This is a genomic window from Sulfolobales archaeon (genome assembly GCA_038897115.1).
Taxonomy (GTDB): Archaea; Thermoproteota; Thermoprotei_A; order Sulfolobales; family AG1; genus AG1.
In genome coordinates this window covers 1-21,955 of sequence record JAWAXC010000033.1, presented here as the reverse complement: position 1 = coordinate 21,955, position 21,955 = coordinate 1, and the positions used below count along the sequence as shown (strand labels likewise).

19 protein-coding genes and 1 tRNA gene are annotated in these 21,955 nt (G+C 43.7%); 13 read left to right on the top strand and 7 right to left on the bottom strand.

Annotation, left to right across the window (positions count from 1 at the left end):
* Window positions 1–801 (bottom strand): SLC13 family permease (locus QXE01_05840; GenBank protein MEM4970756.1); only part of this gene is annotated, 801 nt, incomplete at its 3' end.
* Between the two features lie 295 nt (window positions 802–1,096).
* Between QXE01_05840 and QXE01_05835 the strand changes: the two genes are divergently transcribed.
* The 8 genes from QXE01_05835 to QXE01_05800 all read left to right on the top strand — a co-directional run bounded on the left by QXE01_05835 (window position 1,097) and on the right by QXE01_05800 (window position 10,662).
* Window positions 1,097–2,902: an ABC transporter substrate-binding protein gene (locus QXE01_05835; GenBank protein ID MEM4970755.1), complete on the top strand. Its 1,806-nt coding sequence runs from the start codon at window positions 1,097–1,099 to the stop codon at window positions 2,900–2,902.
* A gap of 6 nt (window positions 2,903–2,908) precedes the next feature.
* The gene (locus tag QXE01_05830; protein MEM4970754.1) at window positions 2,909–3,874 is read left to right on the top strand and encodes an ABC transporter permease; all 966 of its coding nucleotides are present in this window, start codon (window positions 2,909–2,911) and stop codon (window positions 3,872–3,874) included.
* Between the two features lie 10 nt (window positions 3,875–3,884).
* The gene (locus QXE01_05825) at window positions 3,885–5,612 is read left to right on the top strand and encodes an ABC transporter permease (protein MEM4970753.1); all 1,728 of its coding nucleotides are present in this window, start codon (window positions 3,885–3,887) and stop codon (window positions 5,610–5,612) included.
* 267 nt (window positions 5,613–5,879) lie between these two features.
* Window positions 5,880–6,953 carry a glucose-1-phosphate thymidylyltransferase gene (locus QXE01_05820; protein MEM4970752.1) on the top strand — a complete coding sequence of 358 codons (1,074 nt, stop codon included), beginning with the start codon at window positions 5,880–5,882 and terminating at the stop codon, window positions 6,951–6,953.
* A complete protein-coding gene (locus tag QXE01_05815; GenBank protein ID MEM4970751.1) occupies window positions 6,950–7,942 on the top strand; it encodes an NAD(P)-dependent oxidoreductase in 993 nt (330 codons plus the stop codon). Before QXE01_05820 ends, QXE01_05815 begins: the two co-directional genes overlap by 4 nt.
* Window positions 7,939–8,808 carry an NAD(P)-dependent oxidoreductase gene (locus tag QXE01_05810; GenBank protein MEM4970750.1) on the top strand — a complete coding sequence of 290 codons (870 nt, stop codon included), beginning with the start codon at window positions 7,939–7,941 and terminating at the stop codon, window positions 8,806–8,808. The genes QXE01_05815 and QXE01_05810 overlap by 4 nt, the downstream gene beginning before the upstream one ends.
* Window positions 8,808–9,359, top strand: a complete 552-nt coding sequence (rfbC, locus tag QXE01_05805; protein ID MEM4970749.1) for a dTDP-4-dehydrorhamnose 3,5-epimerase — start codon at window positions 8,808–8,810, stop codon at window positions 9,357–9,359. The genes QXE01_05810 and rfbC overlap by 1 nt, the downstream gene beginning before the upstream one ends.
* 127 nt (window positions 9,360–9,486) lie before the next feature.
* Complete coding sequence (locus QXE01_05800) at window positions 9,487–10,662, top strand: glycosyltransferase (protein MEM4970748.1); 1,176 nt, start codon at window positions 9,487–9,489, stop codon at window positions 10,660–10,662.
* Between the two features lie 1,297 nt (window positions 10,663–11,959).
* Here QXE01_05800 and QXE01_05795 read toward each other — a convergent pair.
* A complete protein-coding gene (locus tag QXE01_05795) occupies window positions 11,960–12,997 on the bottom strand; it encodes a glycosyltransferase family 2 protein (GenBank protein ID MEM4970747.1) in 1,038 nt (345 codons plus the stop codon).
* Between the two features lie 451 nt (window positions 12,998–13,448).
* Here QXE01_05795 and QXE01_05790 point away from each other — a divergent pair, with 451 nt between their 5' ends.
* Window positions 13,449–14,081: a glycosyltransferase family 4 protein gene (locus tag QXE01_05790; protein ID MEM4970746.1), complete on the top strand. Its 633-nt coding sequence runs from the start codon at window positions 13,449–13,451 to the stop codon at window positions 14,079–14,081.
* 36 nt (window positions 14,082–14,117) lie between these two features.
* Here QXE01_05790 and QXE01_05785 read toward each other — a convergent pair whose 3' ends face one another.
* The 3 genes from QXE01_05785 to QXE01_05775 form a co-directional block, all read right to left on the bottom strand.
* Window positions 14,118–14,933 (bottom strand): class I SAM-dependent methyltransferase, encoded by an 816-nt coding sequence (locus QXE01_05785; protein ID MEM4970745.1) that lies wholly within the window; start codon window positions 14,931–14,933, stop codon window positions 14,118–14,120.
* 121 nt (window positions 14,934–15,054) lie between these two features.
* A complete protein-coding gene (locus tag QXE01_05780) occupies window positions 15,055–15,912 on the bottom strand; it encodes a glycosyltransferase family 2 protein (GenBank protein ID MEM4970744.1) in 858 nt (285 codons plus the stop codon).
* Window positions 15,913–15,961: 49 nt separating this feature from the next.
* Complete coding sequence (locus tag QXE01_05775) at window positions 15,962–16,651, bottom strand: class I SAM-dependent methyltransferase (GenBank protein MEM4970743.1); 690 nt, start codon at window positions 16,649–16,651, stop codon at window positions 15,962–15,964.
* A gap of 267 nt (window positions 16,652–16,918) precedes the next feature.
* Here QXE01_05775 and QXE01_05770 point away from each other — a divergent pair, with 267 nt between their 5' ends.
* The gene (locus QXE01_05770; GenBank protein MEM4970742.1) at window positions 16,919–17,737 is read left to right on the top strand and encodes a methyltransferase domain-containing protein; all 819 of its coding nucleotides are present in this window, start codon (window positions 16,919–16,921) and stop codon (window positions 17,735–17,737) included.
* Between the two features lie 58 nt (window positions 17,738–17,795).
* Here QXE01_05770 and QXE01_05765 read toward each other — a convergent pair.
* Together QXE01_05765 and QXE01_05760 are read right to left on the bottom strand one after the other, a co-directional pair.
* A tRNA-Leu gene (locus QXE01_05765) sits at window positions 17,796–17,879 on the bottom strand.
* 111 nt (window positions 17,880–17,990) lie between these two features.
* Window positions 17,991–18,305: a hypothetical protein gene (locus tag QXE01_05760; protein MEM4970741.1), complete on the bottom strand. Its 315-nt coding sequence runs from the start codon at window positions 18,303–18,305 to the stop codon at window positions 17,991–17,993.
* A 128-nt stretch (window positions 18,306–18,433) separates the two neighbouring features.
* On the opposite strand from QXE01_05760, the gene psmB reads away from it, so the two are divergent.
* From psmB to QXE01_05745, 3 genes are all read left to right on the top strand, one after another.
* Window positions 18,434–19,030 (top strand): archaeal proteasome endopeptidase complex subunit beta, encoded by a 597-nt coding sequence (psmB, locus tag QXE01_05755; GenBank protein MEM4970740.1) that lies wholly within the window; start codon window positions 18,434–18,436, stop codon window positions 19,028–19,030.
* 30 nt (window positions 19,031–19,060) lie between these two features.
* A complete protein-coding gene (locus tag QXE01_05750) occupies window positions 19,061–20,998 on the top strand; it encodes a beta-CASP ribonuclease aCPSF1 (protein MEM4970739.1) in 1,938 nt (645 codons plus the stop codon).
* Window positions 20,999–21,108: 110 nt separating this feature from the next.
* Window positions 21,109–21,955 (top strand): transposase (locus tag QXE01_05745; protein MEM4970738.1); only part of this gene is annotated, 847 nt, incomplete at its 3' end.

The window sequence follows — 21,955 nt, the reverse complement described above, 5'->3', positions numbered from 1 at the left end:
TATTACCGCTGTTGCTAGGGGGAAGACGCCTAGAGGCATCTCCCTTCCTAGATAGATGCTTATCTCCCTCCTAAGGCTCATAAGAGCTATCGCGACTGAGAACATGGCTATAGAGAGATAGAGATACCCTCTAGATGCTATGCCATTATCCAGCCTCTGCCCGGCTGGCCTAGATACTCTTATTGGTATGGCCGGCACAAGGATCCTTGAGGATATATAGAGGGTGACGAGGATAGATATCATTAGTATAGGGAAGCTTGAGGGCCTCCCATGCATATATATGAAATCAGTGAACTCAGCACCGAACACGCTGTGGAGAAGCTGTGGAGGCAGATCACCTAGGAGCAGTGCTGTGCCCGTTGCATTTGCTGTTAGAGCTGCTAGAAGGGCTATTGGAAGCGGGTTTACACCGTATGCCCTGGCTATCGAGATAGCTATAGGCGTTATCAGCATAACCACAAGCACATTATCAACCACAGTGCTTATCAAACCAGCTATGAAGGATAGGATAAGAGCAATATCCCGAGAGCTCCTCATAAACCTCGAGAAATAAGAGACCACAAGCTCTGGAAAACCAGATCTCGTTAGATGGTACGATATAATCCACATACCAAGCAATATAGCAATGATATTCCAATCAACAAGAGAGCCGAAAGCCTCGCCAAGACCGACATAGCCTGCTAAGAGAAGTACAGCAACACCTAGTAGCCCGGCTAGAGACTCCTCAACCCTTCTAGACACTATAAGAGCTATCGAAATAGAGAAGACAATCCATACAGCGATAAAGCCCTCCACAGCCACTAAACATCACCCCAGCCCTCTATGGTGGGGCTCTAAAAACCGTGGGGCTTTATAGGAGAATCCGCAGCAGAAGATCAACCGATCTATGAAGCAATTATCGCCATACACCCTCTACCCCCCTACCCCTTAGCCATCATAGATTATATTTTCTACTCAGCATAATTCTAGGCTTCTCTTAATTCCAAAGGAGATTACCAGCTGTGAAAACATTATACATATTAAGTTCAAGGATCTGTTTTAAAGCTTATGGAAACTCCTTATATATCTCCTGTTCCTTCACTTTAGCGGTGATAGGGTGAGGAGTATTACGAGGATCTGGGCTATAGTGATTGCTCTAATAGTGGTTATTGCAGCAATAGCGGGGATAATATCGATTCAGATGCTTAGCCCTAGAAGAGCTCCTCAGCAGACGATAGCTACACAGCCCCCAACACCTCTAACTATCCCGCAGGCTTCGCCATCACCGACCCAGGCTACTACTCCTTTACAGCCCATGGGGCCGCCTGTGCAGAAGATCACAATAATAACCACTACAGAGGCTGAGAATCCACAGAGGTGGGCCGCTGTCCAGGCTATAGCTGCCGAGTGGAGGAAGCTAGGGTTTGAGGTAGAGGTTATAGGTTTAGAGGCCTCGCAGGTTGACAAGAAATGCTACTATGAATGGGACTTCGATGTATGCGTCTTCGGCTGGGGCGCTAGAATCGATAGGCTCGATCCCAATCTATTCCTAGGGCTGATAACGACTAGCGAGATAGGTAAGAAAGGTGAGGGAGCTAATAACCCCACTGGGTATTCAAACCCTGAGTATGATCGCCTATATGATCTTCAGAAAACAACCCTTGATCCCGAGAAGAGGAGGGAGATTGTTTATAGGCTACAGCAGATCTTCCATGAGGAGGCTCCTAGATACAATCTATACCACAGCTTCGTTTTAGCAGCGTATAATTCTAAAAAATGGTCTAACCCCCTGATCATGCCTGGCAATCCCCTCTTCCACGAGTGGCAGCCCTACTTCATAACACCAGCCACAGGATCTATGCAGGAGCTTATATACGCAAGCAACACAGAGCCAGATAGCCTTAACCCGTTGAAAGCCTCTCTGATATTCTCATGGTATGTGCTTAAATTCATCTACGACTCGCTTGTCAGACTCGGACCCGATGGAAGGCCAATACCATGGCTAGCGGAGAGCATAGCTATAACGTCTCCAACAACTGTTGAGGTTAAGATCAGGGGTAACGCTGTCTTCCATGATGGAAAGCCGATAACGGCTGATGATGTGAAGTTCAGCTATGACTATTATATTAAGAATAACTTTGCATATTTCAGGCCATACTTTAGAAACATAGATAAGGTTGAGGTGATCAACCAAACCGCTGTGAGGTTCTATCTAAAGAGCCCAGATGCCTCGTTCATAACCAATTCGCTCTATATGATCCCGATCCTACCTAAGCATGTGTGGGAAAACATAACTGATCCAGGATCCCTCACCGAAGATCAGTTGGCCCAGGTTCTAAAAGTAGGTTCAGGCCCCTTCAGAAACCCAGTGTGGGTTAGGAAGGAGTATATATCTATGGAGGTATTTCCAGGGCACTTCGCATATAGAGGCATAGATATACCTGGCTTCAAGGTTCCCCCGATAAAGGTTTCAAGGATAACTATAAAGATCTATGGGGATCTCGAGGGGGTTGTGAACGCACTAATCCTGGGACAGGCTGATGCAACGGCTGTCAGCCTTCTACCGGGGCATGTTGATGTGCTTAGCAAGTACGACTATATCTCGATTATAAAGGGTAGGGGCTTTGCACTTGATGCTGATCTCATGTTCAACGTGAGGAGATCTCCATTTGATCTGAAGCTGGTTAGGCAGGCACTACTCTATGCAGTGCCGTATGACTATATCATAAATGTTATCTTAAAGGGATATGGTGAGAAGGGATATATAATAGCTCCTGTCAACAGCTTCTGGCATAACCCAGATGTGCTTACATATAGCTATAACCTCTCCAAGGCTAGGGAGCTGCTTGCAAAGGCAGGCTTCACATGGGATGCGAGTGGGAGGATACATTATCCCGCTAACTATACCATTAAGAGGGATTAGAGGGGGATGCTATCGAGGATCATATATCTAGTGATTATCCTTTTTTTACTATATATATCGATCCTCACATTTCAATTCCTCCTCTTCAGATTAGCCTTCCCAGACCCAACCATAATATATCTGAGAGAGGGTCTGGGGCCTGAGGAGAGGGAGATCATAAGGAGATCCTTCGGCCTTGACAGACCTCTATATGAGCAATATATTCTATATATAACTAACTTCCTGAAAGGGGATATGGGCATCTCATTCTTATATAAAGCCCCAGTTAGGGATATAGTGACCGATAGGCTTCTAAACACAGCTATCCTTGTATTCCCATCGATAGCAACAGCATATACCCTAGCATGGATCTTGGGATCCTATATGGCTTGGAGGAGGGGTAGCATGTTTGAGAGGCTCGGAGTATCGATCATGACCCTAACCCAGTCTCTCCCCCTATTCTGGATCGGGCTTATAGCGCTGATCCTCCTATCGGTTGAGCTCAGAATCTTCCCACCTGGTGGTATGAGAACACCTCCCTATGAGGCTACAAACTTCATAGAGAAGATCTTAAGCCTTGATTTTCTACACCACTGGATACTCCCATATACAGTGCTAACAATATATACCATGTCAAGCCCAACCCTCCTGATGAGGGCCTCCATGATATCGACACTCAGCGAGGACTTTATAACAACTCTGAGAGCCATAGGACATCCCCAGAGCAAGATAGTTAGAGATGCATCTAGATATAGTATACTCCCCCTAATAACACAGCTCGGGATAGCTGTGGGGCTCTCCTTCGCAGGCTCTGTCGCATTCGAAACGGTGTTCTCGTGGCCGGGGATTGGTAGGGAGCTCGTTATAGCATTCAACAACCTGGACTATCCACTTGCACAGGGTGTTTTTGCCATTATGTCGCTAGCTATTATTGTGAGCAACACTATAGCTGATATCCTTTACAGCATCTTGGATCCTAGGACTAGGAGGTGACAGCTATAGAATGGCAAACCTATTATCCTCGATAAAGGCTGTGCTCTTCGAGAGATCATCGCTGATCCCGCTAGCGGTTCTCATAGCAATAGCTCTCTTTGGAATCGCTGGTCCAGCGATATATAGGGTCGATCCTAGCGGTGTTTTCTATATATATTCAGCCGCAATATATAGCTATAGCAATAGGGGCTATGAGGAGATCCTAAGACTGAGAGGGGTATCAATAGATCTATCCACCAGCTATAGAGGGGGATTCATAGCCTATGGGGGAGATGAAAAAGGGCTGGGGGAGATAATCATCATTAATTTAGCACCCACCTCTGGAGTCTCTTCCCAGATAAGAGTTAGATCTCCCGCTAATGTAACAAGTATGGGCATTACCAATGATATCCTAGTGGTTGCTGGTGATGGCAAGATATATCTTTCCAGAATATCTGCCTCGGGTTTAGAGGGCTTTATATATATAGCTAATATAGGGTTCAACCCCATTGGTATTCTCCCCAGTAGGGATAAGGTCTTTCTATGGGATGTCTCCGGCAAGATCTATAGAGTCTATATGGATAGAGCTATGAATAACACCTCTATTGAATACCTCGCCAACCTTGGCTGGAGACCCCATGCGGGGGATATATGTGGAGATCTTCTTGTTCTTGCCGGCCAGGGGGGCAGAATCTATGTTATGAATCTATCTACCATGGCTTCCACCATTTATAGACCAGTCTTCGATGATCTACTTGCTGTGAGATGCTTTGGAGAAGGCTTCATAGCCTCTGGGAGATACGGTTCTCTCGCCATATATAGCGGGGGATCTATCTATACTCTTAACAGCGGCACAATAGATGATCTCGTTGATATCGTTGTAAGTGGGGATAGGGTCTATGCAATAGGCTCAAGAGGATCTATTGTGACTATTGAATCAGGCTCAAAAATAACGGGGGTTTTCGAGGCTAGAGGTGTTGAGGGGGTTAGGAGGGCCTCCATAGTTGATGGGGATATCTATCTACTCGCCTATGGAAGCTTTGTAGCGAGTTTAGAGCCTCCATCTCCTAGGCATCCCTTTGGGACTAACTACTATGGCCAAGATCTAATGGCACAGATAATGGTTGGGATTAGGATGTCACTCTTCATAGGTGTCGCAGTCGCATGTCTAGTGGTTCTTCTAGGCTCTATAGTTGGGCTTCTCTCTGGATATTTCAGAGGTAAGATCGATTCAATATTTAATACAATAATTAACTTCGTATACACAATACCCCTAGAACCATTTGCAATACTCCTAGCAATGATTATGAGGCCGAGCACCCTAACTGTTATAATAGCTATATCAGCCCTAATCTGGAGAACAACAGCTAGGATAATCAGATCCCAAACGATGGCTGTAGCGTCAACACAGATGGTAGAGGCTGTGAGGGCCCTCGGAGCAGGGCATCTAAGGATAATATTTAGATATATATTACCAGCTGTTCTCCCCCTAGTACTGCTTGACTTCGCAAGCGTCGTAGCCTATGCAATACTAGCGGAAGCAACACTAGGATTCCTAGGGGTTGGATCCCAAGATACATATACATTAGGAAACATATTAAACCAAGCTAGGCTAACAGGGGCGTGGAGAATAGCTTGGTGGTGGGTAGCAATCCCAGGAATATTTATTGGGGCAATATCCCTCTCAATATATATGTTCGTAAGATCTCTAGAACCGCTAGCAAACCCGAGAATAAAGAGGACAACCCATCAGATCTAACCAGCCGCGAGGAGCCCTACCAATAATTAACATAACTAGGATCTGGCGCCATCCTATATCAGCTGAAGTAGAAGCAGCTATGATGATTATGAATACCTCGAAGGATATATCGCGAAGCTATCTTCAAACACGTTCTAGAGAGGCAAGGCTTATAGATGTCATAGTGTAACACTATAAAATATTATTATTCAAATAAGATTCGCGGGTATAGAGAATACCAATATTAATTTAAATATCCTCTGAATAGATTTTTCAAGGTGACTAGGGATAGCTAATAGAGTTAAGGGTGTTATCCTCCATGGAGGGCTTGGGACTAGGCTTAGACCCCTCACTTTCAGCGGTCCTAAGCAGTTGATCCCTATAGCGAATAAGCCTGTTTCTCAATATGTGCTTGAAGATCTCGTATCATGTGAGGTTAAAGAAATAGCTATTATACTTGGGGATCTATATCCGGAGAGGGTTGTTGAGAGGTATGGAGATGGCTCTAGATATGGATGTAGGATAACCTATATCAACCAGGGCAAGCCTCTGGGGATAGCCCATGCTGTGGGGCTGACTAGGGATTTCGTTGGTGATGATCCCTTCGTTGTCTATCTTGGCGATAATCTCCTCCAAGGTGGGATAAAGAGATATCTAGAGAGATTTCTTGAGGGCTCCTACGATGCATATGTACTTCTTAAAGAGGTTGAGGATCCCAGGAGGTTTGGTGTTGCACAGCTAGATGAGAGGGGGAGGATAGTTAGGCTTGTAGAGAAGCCCAGGGATCCTCCTAGCAGGTACGCGCTGGTAGGTGTATATTTCTTCAGACCTCCAGCTATATTCGATGCTATAAGGGATCTCAAGCCAAGCTGGAGGGGCGAGCTGGAGATAACAGATGCAATTCAAATCCTAATCGATAGGGGGTATAGCGTGGGCTATTCAATTGTAGAGGGGTGGTGGCTGGATATAGGTAAGAAGGATGATGTTCTAACAGCTAATGCAATAATACTGGATGAAAGGGTTACTAGGGATATAAGGGGGGAGGTAATAGATTCTAAGATCGAGGGCAGGGTATTTATAGACGAGGGAGCCAAGGTGGTTAGGAGTGTTGTGAGAGGACCTGCTGTGATAGGTAAAAATGCCCTGATCGAAGAATCCTTTGTAGGACCATATACAAGTATCGGAGATAATGTGGTTATAAAGAATAGCTCGCTGGAATATTCTGTGGTTCTTGAAAACGCATCTATAATAGGGATACAGGGTCTTGAGGAAAGCCTTGTTGGTAGGAATGCAAGGATAGTTAGAAACTCGAGGAGAGGGATAAGGCTGAACGTGGGTGACTACTCAGAGGTGGAGGTATGAAGATCCTGGTAACCGGGTGCGGAGGCTATATAGGGACAACGTTAACGCCATATCTACTTAGAAAGGGCTATGAGGTTAGATGTGTTGATAGGCTATACTTCGGTGAGGATCTACTGTCCCATGTTATAGGTGAGAAGGGTTTCGAATTAATTAAAGCAGATATAAGAACAGTAGATCCTGAGGTGCTTAGCGGGGTAGACGCTGTTGTTGATATGGCAGCCCTGTCTAATGATCCCTCGGGAGAGCTTAACCCTGAGTGGACCTTCTCGATTAACTATAGGGGGAGGGTTAGGATAGCAAATATAGCTGTTAAAAAAGGGGTTAAAAGGTATATCCTGATATCTAGCTGTAGCATATATGGCAAGCAGGATGGCGTGGTTGACGAAGATTCCGAGCCGAATCCCCTGACAACATATGCCAGAGCAAATCTATTAGCTGAGAGAGAGATCCTACCCCTAGCATCGAAGAGCTTCGAAGCACTTGCCCTGAGACTTGCAACCGTCTATGGCCCTTCTAAGAGGATGAGATTTGATTTACTTGTGAATGGAATGACGTTATGGGCATATGAGAAGGGGGTTATAAGGGTTATGAGGGATGGAACCCAGGTTAGGCCTCTCATACACGTTATGGATGCGTCTAGAGCAATTCACCTAGCCCTCGAGGCTGATGGGGATAAGGTAAACGGGGTGGTGATTAACATTGGTTCGGATGATCAGAACTACAGGGTTATAGATGTGGCATATATAGTTAAAAGAATTGTTGGGGGTGAGATAGAGTTCTACGGAGACCCCGATAGGAGATCCTATAGGGTGAGCTTTAGAAGGGCTAGAGAGCTCCTCGGCTTCGAGGCTCTCTACAGTGTTGAGGATGGGGTTAAACAGATATACCACGAGCTAGTTCTGGGCAATTTAAGACAGGATCCTAGGTGGATTACTGTTGAGTGGTATAAGAGGCTTTTAGAGAAGAACCCCGGGGCTCTAGAGCCATGAGGATCCTAGTTACAGGGGTTAGCTCGTCTCCAGGCTATAAAATAGCTCTAGAGCTATCGAAGAGGTATGAGGTTATCGGGATCTATAGAAGCAATCCTGTGCAGATAGAGGGTGTGATAACAATCCAGAGGGATCTTAGTGTTGATCCGGAGGGGGTTATAAGGGATCTTAGACCTGATGTTGTTATACATGTAGCCTCTATAGGTAATGTTGATTATTGTGAGGAGAACAAGGATGAATGCTATAGGGTCAACGTTGAATCTGCGAGGAGGGTTGTTAGAGAGTCTTATAGGATCGGTTCTAACATATTTTATATTTCCACCGATTATGTCTTCGACGGATCTAGGGGGCTCTACTCAGAAGAAGATCTTCCGAGGCCCATCAACTACTATGGTTTGACAAAGCTTCTAGCAGAGGAGATTGTGAGGAGCTTTGGAGGCACTATCGTGAGGATCTCAAGTGTATATGGAGCCGGGCCTGGGAGACCTAACTTCGGGAGGGTGGTTATCGAGAAGCTTGGAAGGGGTGAGAAGGTTAGTGCTGCTAATGATCAGTGGATCTCTCCCACGTTGAATACCCTCATAGGGATTGCTATTGAAAGACTATTAGGAAGAGATGTTAGCGGTATTATACATGTAGCAGGGCCTAGGATGACTAGGTATGAGTTTGCCCTAGCCATCTGCGATGTCTTTGGATTCAGGAGAGAGCTTGTCGAGCCTATAAGCATTAAGAGCCTATCCTTCAAGGCTCCAAGGCCTATAGATAGTAGTCTTAGGAATGAGAAGGCGATCAGGATCCTCGGAATAGATCTGAATGATATAAAAGGGGCCCTAGAGATCCTTAAAAAGGAGCTTGGGTATCGATAATGCCGTTCAAATTCAAAACCCTGGAGATCCCAGATATAGTGGTTATAGAATATATCAGCTTCCCAGACCATAGAGGATTCTTCGCAGAGATCTATAAGAGAAGCGATTTCCTCTCAAACGGGATCCCCTATGACTATATCCAAGCTAATATGAGCTTTTCCAGAAGAAGCGTTATAAGGGGTCTACACTACCAACTAAAGCCAGCGGAGCAGGGGAAGCTAGTCTATGTAATCCAGGGCAGGATATATGATGTAGCAGTTGACATAAGAAAAGGATCCCCATACTATGGGAAACACGTTGCAGAGGAGATATACCCTGGGAAAGCAATCTGGATACCCCCAGGATTTGCCCATGGCTTCCAAGCCATCGAAGATTCCATAGTAGTATATATGGTTACTAAGGAATACTCGCCATCCCACGAGAGATGTATATACTATCGAGACGAAGATCTAGCTATTAAATGGCCCCTACAAGAAGCCATAGTAAGCGAGAAAGACAGCAAATGCCCCAAGTTTAGATATGCTGAAACAAACTTTGGCTACCCCATATAATGCATTTAGGATCTCGTGGTGTGATATAGCTAGGTAGATCTGCTATGGATGGTAGAGTCGCTCTCTATACCCAACTATAATGTGTTAAAAAGCCTTGGGGAGATGCTATTTGGGATAGGTGTTAATATTGAAGATACTCTATATAACAGGTTTATATCCTCCTCCTGAGACGGCTAATGGGATTAGGGCATTTTACTTTGTGAGGGAGCTTATGAGATCTGGCTATGATGTCACTGTCCTAGAGACAGTATCCAGAGCTGATCCTTCTGTTGGAGGTTTCTTCGGCGAGAAGGTGATAAGGATCCCCCTTAGATCCCGTAGACGTCTTTTTAGGGCAGGGGATATTATCTATAAGGTCTTTTTTATGAGGAGGATCATTAAAAACATGTTTCCAAGGGATAAGCCTGAGATAATAGTTGCTACTTGGCCCTCCCATGAAGCTATAGTACTTGGTGGGCTTCTATCAAAGGATCTAGGTGCTTCCCTAGTTGTTGATATACAAGATCTATCTGACTATTATTCAGAAATTAATGATGGGATTTTATCAAAAGCAATAGATCCTCTCTACAGATTTATATATGATATAATTAGCAAAGCCGAGAAGATAGTAACTGTTACAGAACCATTTAGAAAGATCCTTGAGCTGAGGATCGGGAGAAAAGATATAGAGGTTATATATAATGGGGCTGATACCGAGCTATATAGAGAGGCCATCGAAAACATACATGGATTTGAACGGAGGAACCCCCCTATAGGGGTTTTTGTTGGGGATCTTAATTGGAGATACCATATGTTAGATAGATTTATAGAGGCCCTAGCGATCCTCAAGAGAAGAGGGTTCCATACAAAGCTAAAAATCGTGGGGACAGGTGCGTTAGCTAATAAATATAGGGAGCTTGTAAACAAGCTAGGGGTAAATGATCTAGTAAGTTTTGAAGGTTATTTAGAGAGAAGAGATCTAGTAAGAACCCTCATAACATCCGACTATGGAATAATAGGTAGACCATCTATTAACAGTCTATGGATCATTGCAAGTGCTAGGACAACTCTCTATGAGTATATGGCCGCCGGACTACCTATATTCGCCTTCGGCCCCATAATATCTTATACTAAGTCGCTGCTAAAGATCAACAAGTGCGGCTACTATATAGGCTCCGACAACCCCCTTGATATTGCGGAGAACTTAGCGAGATTTCTGGAAATTATAGGGGAATTCGATCGAAAGGCGATTCATCAGAGATCCTATAGATATAGCTGGTCAAATCTCGCAAAGCAATTTACCATAATACTTAAAAATATCTGAGATAATCTCTATGATATTTCATTATCTTTTGTCTCATATACTTAACAGGATTAAAGAGTAATTATTCTTGGGCTAAATTCAAACTTAAATATGTTGTATACGGAATCCATGTAAAATGTCTTTTAAACTGTGAGCATCTATATTCTGGTACACGAACTGAAGAGGTTGTGGGGTTGTTTATTTTAATGTGCCGGATTTCTCTTGCTGCTCCTATCTTTAGAGAGATTTCTAAAGGATCTAAAAATCGTCATCTTAGATAATGGCTCCCATAGGAAGTTTAAAAACATTGATAAAGATCCTAAACATATTTAGCAAGAAGGTTGTTCTGTCGAGGAACACAACATATATACAAAGATTGAAAGATCATATGCCAACCCTGAATCATCTTATCCAGGTAGACTATAACATAGGTGTGAAGAGAAATAATTATTCTAGATCAAGATGCCATCCTTGTAGATCCACTAGAAGATCTTAGACAGCTAGTTCCTGAAAAAGCAGTTCTAGTTGGAATAAGAGATACCAGAAATTTTATCTCCTTACTAGTTCACCCATCTCTCATGATCATAGATCCGAGATCCTTAGTCAACACGGGCGGGGCTATAAGCGCTTATGGCCTGCCATTAAATTCACAGATATAATATGAGAACCATATTATGGCTTAAGCTATAGGGCTTTAGGAAAAATCATCTATATAGATCATAAACAAACAATGGTGTATCTGAATACCATCATGGTGGAAGGGTTATAGGCTACCATGCATGGTACTCCTCAAGAGTTTTTTACAAGAGGGATTTTAGATGGTTACTCTATTCAAGAGATGCTTAGGAGACGTAGAAAGATTCTGGGGCTCTTTAAAAAGATACTTGGAAATCCAAAGCCCCCTCTATATAGGTTCGCTACAAAGCTAAATTGCAGATACACTCGAAAGCCCTGCCTCTCTAGAGTGAGAGTATATTATACCTGTTATCTTTTATATGTGGCTCGTTTCTAAATGAGTTAATTCTTCATTCTTGTTAAGCGCCTCTAGCACATAGAACCTCTAATTCAACTAGAGAGATACTTGGTGAAGAGGATCTTGTCTGGTCATATAAATCCCAGGGCTTTCACAACGGAAAGCTAGAGCATTTCAGGAGGTAATATGATCTATAATTCATAAAAGCAAATCCTGCAAAGCCTGTATTCCCATGCTGTGTGATATGCGGAATAGCGGTGACGAGCCTGAGATCGGCTAGGATCTAAGCTGGGTAGAGATCAATGATATAGATCTAAATATAGCTGCTCTAAGCAGATCCCTTCCTTAGAGGTTGGGAGGAGATCGGTATCTTTCAACTATCTTGAGAGAAGTCATTGATCCTAGTACTTCTGATAGGCTTATATATAATATAGGTGCCTTGTATATGTTTATTACGCCTATTTCCCTAATTAGTTTCTCCCCTAGCTTTATCCCGTCTATGACTGCTCTACTTATTATAGCTGATCTTTTTCTGATGCTTCTCCTAATAGCTGTTGATAATGCTATTATAGGGATTATATTTCTATACCTCGAATTGCTTATAATACCAGAGGCTACCCATGATCTTATTGCATAGTATGTAGCTGTTGCTCCTCTTCCCGAGGTCGAGCCTCTCCTATGATATCCTGCAAGTACTGGTATGGATATTGATCTATAGCTGCATTGCCATAGCCTTAGGCCGAGGATGTTATCATCTATATATAGAAAGCCATGCCATGGAAAGGGGGTCTCTCCTATGCATCTCTCGATAGCTTCTCTCTTAACCACCATATATGCTCCATTAACATATGTAACCACTGTAGGGAGAGCCCTCACAGCCTTCTCAAGGGGCTCTCCGCTAAATGGGTGTATCGAGATCATTAACTCGTTTATATAGCAACCAATAGTATCTATAAGCCCGCTACCTAGATCTAACAGAATACCCTGAGCAGATGCAACATCCCTCCTACCCTCCATATAATCCACGATCCTTTTAAGACTATCCCTCTCCGGCACAGCATCGTTGTTTATAGCAACATAGTATTGGGCATCGCTCGGCATGGCTAGATACCCAATATTATTAGCCCCTGGAAATCCTATGTTATGTTCAAGCCTAACGATCTTAACATCGATCCTCAACTCCTTAACATAACCCCTGAGAACCTCATAGGAACCATCATTAGAACCATTATCAACAAACACCAAGGAAAAATCCCTATAGTCAAGAGAAGCAATAGCTCTTAAAGATCTTTTAGCAAGATCGATAAAACTCATACTATTATAATTAACCCACACAATTGCTACCGGAGGTTGCAATCTCAACTCCAAATACGTTAATAACATTATATTTAAAAAGTAGAAAATGAATATTTCAGGGGTATCCTTGTGTGCTGTGCTAGCTTTGATACCTGCAGACATCTTAGGAGGAGGCGGCATGAGATTTAGAAGAAGCCTATATCATATGGTTTCTAAAGATATAGATGTTAAAGCAATAATTCCTCTGATAGGTAGAGAAATGATTCATATAGCTTCTCTTAAACATATATATAAGGAGTTAAAAAAAAGCTGGGATTAGAAGAGTATGCATACTAGATCTGAGAACACTATCTCAAAGACTACCCATATTAAGAAGAACATTATCCAGTTTAGAAATAGGTCTGTTAAATTTTAACAATAATATTATTAGAAATGGTTTCTCATGTATATCGAATCTACAGAGAGATGTATCATTAATCTATACTACAGAAAACTTTGCACATTTATTGTTGGCATATAGATTACTATACCATTGGAGATGAACGTTAGCCTGAATAACCTATCTATATTGGATCCTGGGACAACGCTAGGCGAAGAAGATCAAAGAATAATTAAGTTGATCAATAGGAGTTCTCTTTCCAAGAGCAACATAGTACTATATTCAGCAAGGGTAGCTCCAGAGAAGGGGTTGATCGAAGCATTCTATGCTTTTAGAATTATAGCTCGAAAAATGCCCAATCTAAAGCTGATCGTGACTAGTCACCTCGAAACTAGTATTGAAAGAGCGCTTAGAGCTTTGGCTAGAAGGCTTGGGATCCATGATAAGGTTGAATTCACAGGGTACCTTCCTAGGGAGGAGCTATTTAAGTTGAAGGCAAGGGCATTAGTTCATCTCTACCCGAGTCACGAGGACTCTGTGTCATATTCTGTTCTCGAGTCTCTAGCTCTTGGGACCCCTGTTGCTGCTTATGATATTCCCGCTCTGAGAATTGACTTTCTCGAGAAAGGTGCTGAAGGGATATCGCTTGTCGAGGAGTTCGATGTTAGAGGCCTTGCCGAGGAGGCTCTCAAGTTGATAGGTCAGAAGGCGTCACCACCTAGATTCCCTTCGTGGAATGAGATCATGGAGAAGGAGCTGAGCATGATAAAGAGACTTATAGATAAAGGCTAAGTTGTTTTGATTCAAACTTTATCTTATCACATAGTTTTAGAGAGATGCTAGCCTGAGTCTCCATTTTATTATAACTCTCCTAGCACCGACAGCTCTGCAGAAGTCTTCGAAATCGCTGTTCCAATCTACATCATAGCTGGCTAGGATCCCTTCTGGGGTTAGGTGTTTCCATGCAATGGTGTATTCGAAGATCATGTGTTCATATGTGTGGAGGCTATTATGTAGAAACATGTCTATCGATCCGAGATCTCTTAGAAGCTTTGGGAGAAGCCTTTTTGAATCCCCTAGGACTAGGTGCCACCTCCTTTTCAACCTATTCAGCACAAGCCATCTGGGCGTCCAACCCTCTGGCAAGTATCTATAGAACTCTTTGGCCATCCCCATGGAAATATAGATCTCTTGATCAGTCTCAGGAAGATCTATCGAGAAGAGCTCTCCAGCACCGTTCCTCTCAAGAGCTAGAAGAATAAAGCATGTTGAAACACCAGGACCAACACCGGTCTCAACAACAACCTTAGACCTCAAAACCCTGACAATTGTATATAAATATGGTGCTAGATAGAGATCCAAACCACCCCCAACACTTGAAAGCCTCTCCGCAAGCATATATCTAGCCTTAATATGTCTCAGCAGCTCCAGATCCAAGGCCTCTCTATAGAGATCAAGAGCGCGTCTAGAGCTTATACCCAGAAACCTAGAAAGCCTCACAGCATCAACAACATGAAGACCTAGTAGAGAAAGACCCAGATAACTGGGGTCTCTAACACTATAGGAGAAAAATTTTCTGAGGCTCAGCCCCCTCTGGAGATACCCTGAGCACCCTCCTTTTAAATATAGCAGTGAGCTTTCCAAGCTGCATGTGAAACCTCAACCAACAACCCCATAATTATAACTGATTAAAAAATATATTGAGACTATCGATCTATATTTCGCTCTGACTCAGAAGAGCTTGAGTATCTAGGCTCTCTATCCGCTATTCTACTCTGAGTAGCTGGATAAGCCCTATTTCCTGGACTTTTTTAGCGATCTCTCTTTTCCTTTTGCCACAAATATTCATAAAGAACTGGGCTATACCTAGATAAAGTGCATAGTTATAGAATGCCTCGATAAGTGCCGGGGTGTTGATTGGATATCCTTTTAAAATCGTTCTAGCATTTATGTAGAGCCATATAAGAGGTATGCTGAGTGGTGAGAGGTATAATAGTGTTTTTGCTATCGGATTCCTATAGCCGAGGCTCTTCTTCATTATAGCCTCTAGCCTGGCATAGTTAAGGATCTTTTTGATCTTAATTTTCCTAGAATAACTATTAAGATTCGCTAAATGAACAATGTAATATATATTAGCAGGAAGATCCATTATTCTTCCCATAATTCTGGGATGCTCATGTATAATACCCTTATACACAACCTTATCTCTCTGATATATCCTGATATGCCTGTCAGGCCAGAAAGGGCCTAGGAGCAGCCTTCCACTAGAATCGAGATTAGCCTCTGCAATACTGAGGGCTGCATAGCCCTTTCTGCTAGCATCGATAACAATAGATCTAAGATCTCTTCTGAGTCTCGGAGAAAGAATCTCATCAACATCGAGATACAGAACCCAGTCGCATGAAGCCCTCTTTACACCGAACATCCTATTAGGCTCAACGCATCCTCGAGGCTTTACCTGGAATACCTTAGCACCGTATTTCTTTGCAACTTCTATCGTATCGTCTTGAGAAAAGTTGTCTATGACTAGGATCTCATCAACTATATCTACATGGTTTTTAAGAAGTCTCTCTAGATCTCTAGCTGAGTTAAGGGTAAATGTAAGGAGCGTTATGCACTTCATTACATCACTGCCCTAATAATCTACGAAGAGCCATGATTTAAAATTAAAGCTATGATGAGAGCCTGTTCAAAGCCCATAAGACTGCCCGAGGTAGTGCTGCCTCTAATAATCTAGTCTCTTCAATCTTCTTCTTAGTATTGACTATGATCTTTCTGGTAAGAGGTATATCGTCTATCGTGGGGATATCTCTAGTTCTTCTCCCAAGGATCATTGAGTAGAGCTCGATCTCTTCGAGATTAGCTGGGATCCATTTAAAAGGCTTCTGAGCTATTAGAAAGACTCCAGGGGCCTCGGGATCCCTTTTAAGTCTATATATTTTGAAGTCCCTGAATATAGAGATCATATCCCTCGGCTCGTATCTCCAAAAGTCATAGGGGTATGAGTGGAAGGGGAATCCCTTAGATCTTGTTGTTATATATAGGAAACCCCCTGGCTTCAAAGCCCTTTTCATCTGTGAGATCACGATCCTCCAATTATGAACATGTTCAAGAACCTCTGTAGATATAATTGTATCGAAACTCTCCTCACCAAACCTCTCAACGATCTTTTCAGCAGGCAGTATTAGATCTACATATTTACCCGGCTCAATATCAATCCCTATATACTCACTAGGATTTAAAAACCTCTGGATCATAGGCCTGACACTCCCATTAACATACCTACTCCCAACCTCTAGAACCCTCTTACCCCTAAAATGCTCAGGAAAAACCTCCTCCTGAAAGAAGTCAATCACAGACATATGACACACTTAAAACCCCAGAATATAATCTAATATAAAATTTAATATAAAAATATTGTCTGGTAGATGGTCATTATATGATATGCTAGCTTGAGTCTAGATCAGGAAACAATCCTCTATATCACAGCTATAGTAGAATTCTCTATCATTGTTTCTCCTCCGTTTCTAGAGGTTCTGGTCTAGCTGTTACTCTATGTATATTTATATCTTTACACTCTATGTTTAAGGCGGCTTCTTTACTATGTATTGGATATGTTAGGGGAGCGTTTGGTTGGTAGAGGTTTGAGAGGTGTTAGCTATAGGGATCTTCTAGCCGGTGTTGTTCCTAGTGATGTTTTGCCTCGCCTCCCTAGGAGTTTTGATATTATAGGGGATATAGCTTTGATCAGGCTTGATGATGATTTGATTGCCTATGGGAGGGAGGTTGCCGAGGCTATTATGAGGATCCATAGGGGTGTTAGGGCTGTATATGCTAGGAGATCTGTTGAGGGTTCTCTGAGGATCCAGGGTATAATCCATATAGGGGGTGAGAGGAGAACCACAACTATATATAGGGAGAACGGTATTCTCTTCTCAGTTGATATAGCTTCTATGTATGTTAACACAAGGCTTGCTAGTGAGAGGCTGAGGATTGCTCAGGAGATTGCTGATGGAAGCCTAGTCCTAGATCTCTTCTCAGGCTATGGAGGCTTTGCACTCAACATAGCTAAGATTAGAAGGGCCGAGGTTGTTGCAAACGATATAAACCCATATGCTGTGGAGCATATGAAGAGATCCATAGCTATGAACAGGCTCAGAGGATCTGTATATCCAGTTATATCAGACTCTAGAAACCCACCCCTAAGAGGGGAATTCGACGTAGTCATAGCGGATAACCCAACAAATATAGAGCCTTTCACAGACGTTATAGCCGATCTACTTAAAAGGGGTGGAAAGGCATATATCTATATACTAGCTGAAAGCCCAGGAAATGCTATTGAAACAATCCATAGAGGAACATCTAGACTTGAGGTAAGATCATGCACCGAGATGAAAGAATACTCACCAAAGCTTACAATATATAGATGTATAGCACATAAAACCTAGAGAATATATGGTAACCAACCCTATCTATCCCAGCCTATAGCCACTTGTAATGCGATAGTGCGGGGGGTGGGATTCGAACCCACGCAGGCCTACGCCAGCGGATCTTAAGTCCGCCCCCTTTGACCCGCTCGGGCACCCCCGCCATATATATTATATATTTGTGAGGGGTTAAGTGCTTTATAGCAGCTGGGATCTTCATACATCTATCCCGGGGTGTTATAGCTGTGGATATGCCCTTTTAAATGAAGGAGTGTTATTTGCCTTCGTTTTGCTCCTCTGTGTTTGTTGATTTTCTAAGCATTGTTCTTAGGAAGGCCTCTTGCGGGGCGTCTCTATATTGCTCTGCCTTCTCTGCTAGTATCTCTAGCTCTTCTATTGTTGCGTAGTCCAGGGGTTCTCCACTCATGTTGTTCTTAGTCCACTCGCTTATTAGCCTCTCCATGATTCTCGATACCTCTTTATCTGAGTAGAACAGTGCTTTGACCCAGTCGTTCTTGTTATCCTCTATATTAGCTATGATCGATTCTACAAGGCTTTTCCTCCTAGCCATTGACATAGGTGCTCCCATCTCTATTTCCCTTGAGGTGTATATATGGGGTTTATTTTGTTCCTTAGCGAATTAGATATTGGGAAAGGGATTTGTTTGAGCATGATATGCTGGGGAGCCCTGTGTATAGAAGATATCTAGAGGCCTATATGAGAGGAGCTGTTAAGGGGACAACCACCGTGGGTCTTGTAACCAAGGAGGCAGTTGTTATGGGGGCTGATAAGAGGGCTACTTCTGGTATGTATATAGCTCATAAGAATGTTAGAAAAATCGAGCCTATAGATAATAGGGCTGCGCTAACCATAGCCGGGCTTGTTGCTGATGCACAGACTATAGCTGATTTCCTGAGATATAGATCTAGGCTATATTATATAACAACTGGGATGCCCATGAGTATAAAGGCTATGGCGAGCCTCCTAGCCCTAGTGCTTAACAGCTCTAAGTACTATCCATTCATAGTCCAGCTCCTCCTAGGCGGGATAGATGATAGGCCGAGGCTATACCAGATAGAGCTCTTCGGAGATGTGACTGAGGAGAAATATGTTGCAACTGGGAGTGGGAGCCCAATAGCTATAGGTGTCCTCGAATCAGGATACTCAGAAGATCTATCTGTTGAGCAAGCTGTAAACCTAGCTAGAGAGGCTATAACAGCCTCTATAAAGAGAGATGCATACACGGGAGAGGGTATAGATGTGGTTGTGATAACAAAGCAGGGGATCAAAAGCCTCTACTTCCCAGTTAAATAGCCAGCCCATATACAACGAGGATGGTTTTCCGTGAGGGATAGGGTTCTCGACGAGATAAGGAAGGTGATAGTAGAGAACATACCCCCAGAGGCTGAGATGCGCAGAGTAGAGTTCGAAGGACCCTACCTAGTGATCTATGTTAGAAACCCTAGCTTCCTCAGATCCGAGTCATCTGCTGTGAAAAACATAGCCAAGATCCTCAAGAAGAGGGTTGTGGTTAAGGTAGATCCACAGGCTAGGAAGAAGCCTCATGAGGCGAGGGCGAAGATCCTCGAGCTAGTCCCGCCAGAGGCCGGGGTTGAGGAGAAGGATATAGAGTTCGACGAGATCCTCGGAGAGGTCATAATAAAGGCTGTAAAGCCAGGGCTTGTTATAGGTGCTGAGGGGGAGAACCTCAAAAAGATATTGGTTGAAACAGGTTGGAGGCCTAGGGTTGTTAGAAAACCGCCTATAAGATCTGCGCTGCTCGAGGGTATATTGAGCTATATGATGGATGAGAGCGACTATAGGCTTAAATTCCTTAGAAGGGCTAGCGAGAAGATCCATGTCGAGCCCCTATTCAAAAACGAGGCTGTGAGAATAACAGCTCTAGGAGGCTTCATGGAGGTTGGGAGATCAGCGATTCTCCTTGAAACAGCTAACAGCAAGATCCTCCTCGACTTCGGCCTAAACCCAGGTGTGAATACACCTCCAAACATGTATCCAAGGCTGGATATGCTCGGAATATCACCAGAGGAGATAGATGCTGTTGTTGTAACCCACGCCCACGTGGATCACTGCGGGCTAGTACCATTCCTCTTCAAATACGGATACGACGGCCCTGTATATGCTACAGAGGCTACAAGGGATCTCATGGCCCTGCTACAGCTAGACATACTAGATGTAGCTAGGAGGGAGGGGAACCCACTCCCCTTCACGCAGAAGGAGGTTCAGAAGATGGTTCTCCACACAATACCCCTGAAATATGGTGAGACAACAGATATAGCCTCGGATGTCAAGATAACCCTATACAACGCAGGCCATATATTGGGGTCTGCGATGGTTCATATCTATATAAGCGGCTTTGGAGGTAGTGCATATAACATTCTATATACAGGCGATATAAAGTATCAGAGGACAAGGCTTCTGGAGAGGGCTGATACAGAGATACCGAGGGTAGATGCTATAATAATGGAGAGCACATATGGCGCAACAGATCTACCTCCTAGGGAGGAGGCTGAGGAGAGGCTTATAGAGATTGTGAGGAAGACTATAGAGAGGAGGGGTAAGGTTTTAATACCAACTCTAAGCGTTGGGAGAGCCCAGGAGATCATGCTAATCCTAAGAACAGCTATGATGGAGAAGAAGCTAGAGGAGATCCCCGTATATATAGAGGGGATGATAGACGAGGTAACAGCTATACATACAGCATATCCAGAGCTACTATCTAGAGAGACATTCGCACTATTCAAGGGCGGTGAGAACCCGTTTAGCTACCACACATTCAAGAGGGTTGAGGATAGAAGGGCAAGGGCAGATATAGTTGAGGCCCAGGAGAGCAGCATAATAATGGCTACAAGCGGGATGCTAACAGGGGGCCCCGCTGTAGAGTATTTCAAGATGATGGCTGGAGACCCTAGGAACACCCTGATCTTCGTTAACTACCAGGTTAAGGGGACGCTGGGGAGGAGGATCAAGGATGGTGAGAGGGAGATACAGCTGCCAGAGGAGGATGGGAGGATAACAACTGTTAAGGTCAACATGGAGGTTCAAAGCGTAGAAGGATTCTCGGGGCATAGTGATAGGAGACAGCTCCTAAGATTCCTCGAGAACCTCCCAACACCGCCTAAGAAGATAATACTGAACCATGGAGAGCCAAATGCCATAGCATCCCTAGCAAATGAGATAAGGAGGAGCAAGGATGGTAGGATAAGATTCGCCGAGATATACACGCCAAGCGTTCTAGATACACTTACATTCAGACCCTAGAGGGATTAGCCTGAGAGATCCTTTGATATAAAATAGTTACCAAACCTCGCCTTTGAAGGCGGGGTTATGTTTTTATGTTTTTGTTTCGATATATGCTCTGGGCTTCCGAGGTGGTGGGTCAATCTACTAGGATGAGGGGCGGGGGCCGATCTACCTCCGCAATACCCACCATCTCGGAGGCCCCCTCCTCGAATATAAGGGAGAATGTTGTCTGTCTACTGCCAAATGGTTACCAGCATGGGAAGCTGCTGTGGCTAGCTGATGTCTGTGCCAGGCTATATAATGAGGTGAACTATGAGAGGAGGCAGCAGTTCTTCAGCAAACAAAAAGTAGACTTCAAGGGAACCTATAGGAGGTACTATGAGAGGTATAGGGATATCCTCGGTGTCAATGCCCAGGCTGTTATTCAGAAGAATAACGAGTCCTGGGCTAGCTTCTTCTCAGAGCTAAAGGCTATGAAGGAGGGGAGGCTACCTCCCTTCATGAAGAAGATCAGCCCGCCTGGGTATTGGAAGGATAGGGAGGGCGGGAGGAGGAAGATCATAGTGATTAGGCAGGATCGATATGAAGTGGATATAGAGAGGAGGAGAATCATCCTAAGGGACTTCAACATGGAGATAGAGTTCGCGGGAAAGCTGAGATGGTATGGGAAGCAGGGTAGATTAGAGATAATATATGACGAGGCTGTCAATAAGTGGTATGCCCACATACCAGTCGAGGTCGGTGTAGAGACAACGAAAAACGGCAATAAAGCCAAGCATATTGTCAGGGGTGAGAGAAAAACTATCCAGATTGCCTCTCCAAAGGGTGATAGGGTAGCCTCGATTGATCTTGGCATAAACGTGCTGGCAAGCGTTGTTGTTGATGATGGTTCTTGGCTCTTGTACAAGGGTGTTAGGGCTAAGCAAGACTATTTCTACTTCGAGAAGAGGATAGCAGAGATACAATCTCTAGAAG

Bases quoted from the DNA above. Each gene is read 5' to 3' on its own strand.
- QXE01_05830 (MEM4970754.1), top strand. From the start codon at position 2,909: ATGCTATCGAGGATCATATATCTAGTGATTATCCTTTTTTTACTATAT.
- QXE01_05825 (MEM4970753.1), top strand. From the start codon at position 3,885: ATGGCAAACCTATTATCCTCGATAAAGGCTGTGCTCTTCGAGAGATCA.
- QXE01_05815 (MEM4970751.1), top strand. From the start codon at position 6,950: ATGAAGATCCTGGTAACCGGGTGCGGAGGCTATATAGGGACAACGTTA.
- QXE01_05810 (MEM4970750.1), top strand. From the start codon at position 7,939: ATGAGGATCCTAGTTACAGGGGTTAGCTCGTCTCCAGGCTATAAAATA.
- rfbC (MEM4970749.1), top strand. From the start codon at position 8,808: ATGCCGTTCAAATTCAAAACCCTGGAGATCCCAGATATAGTGGTTATA.
- QXE01_05795 (MEM4970747.1), bottom strand. From the start codon at position 12,997: ATGTTATTAACGTATTTGGAGTTGAGATTGCAACCTCCGGTAGCAATT.
- QXE01_05790 (MEM4970746.1), top strand. From the start codon at position 13,449: ATGAACGTTAGCCTGAATAACCTATCTATATTGGATCCTGGGACAACG.
- QXE01_05780 (MEM4970744.1), bottom strand. From the start codon at position 15,912: ATGAAGTGCATAACGCTCCTTACATTTACCCTTAACTCAGCTAGAGAT.
- QXE01_05775 (MEM4970743.1), bottom strand. From the start codon at position 16,651: ATGTCTGTGATTGACTTCTTTCAGGAGGAGGTTTTTCCTGAGCATTTT.
- QXE01_05760 (MEM4970741.1), bottom strand. From the start codon at position 18,305: ATGGGAGCACCTATGTCAATGGCTAGGAGGAAAAGCCTTGTAGAATCG.
- psmB (MEM4970740.1), top strand. From the start codon at position 18,434: ATGAGAGGAGCTGTTAAGGGGACAACCACCGTGGGTCTTGTAACCAAG.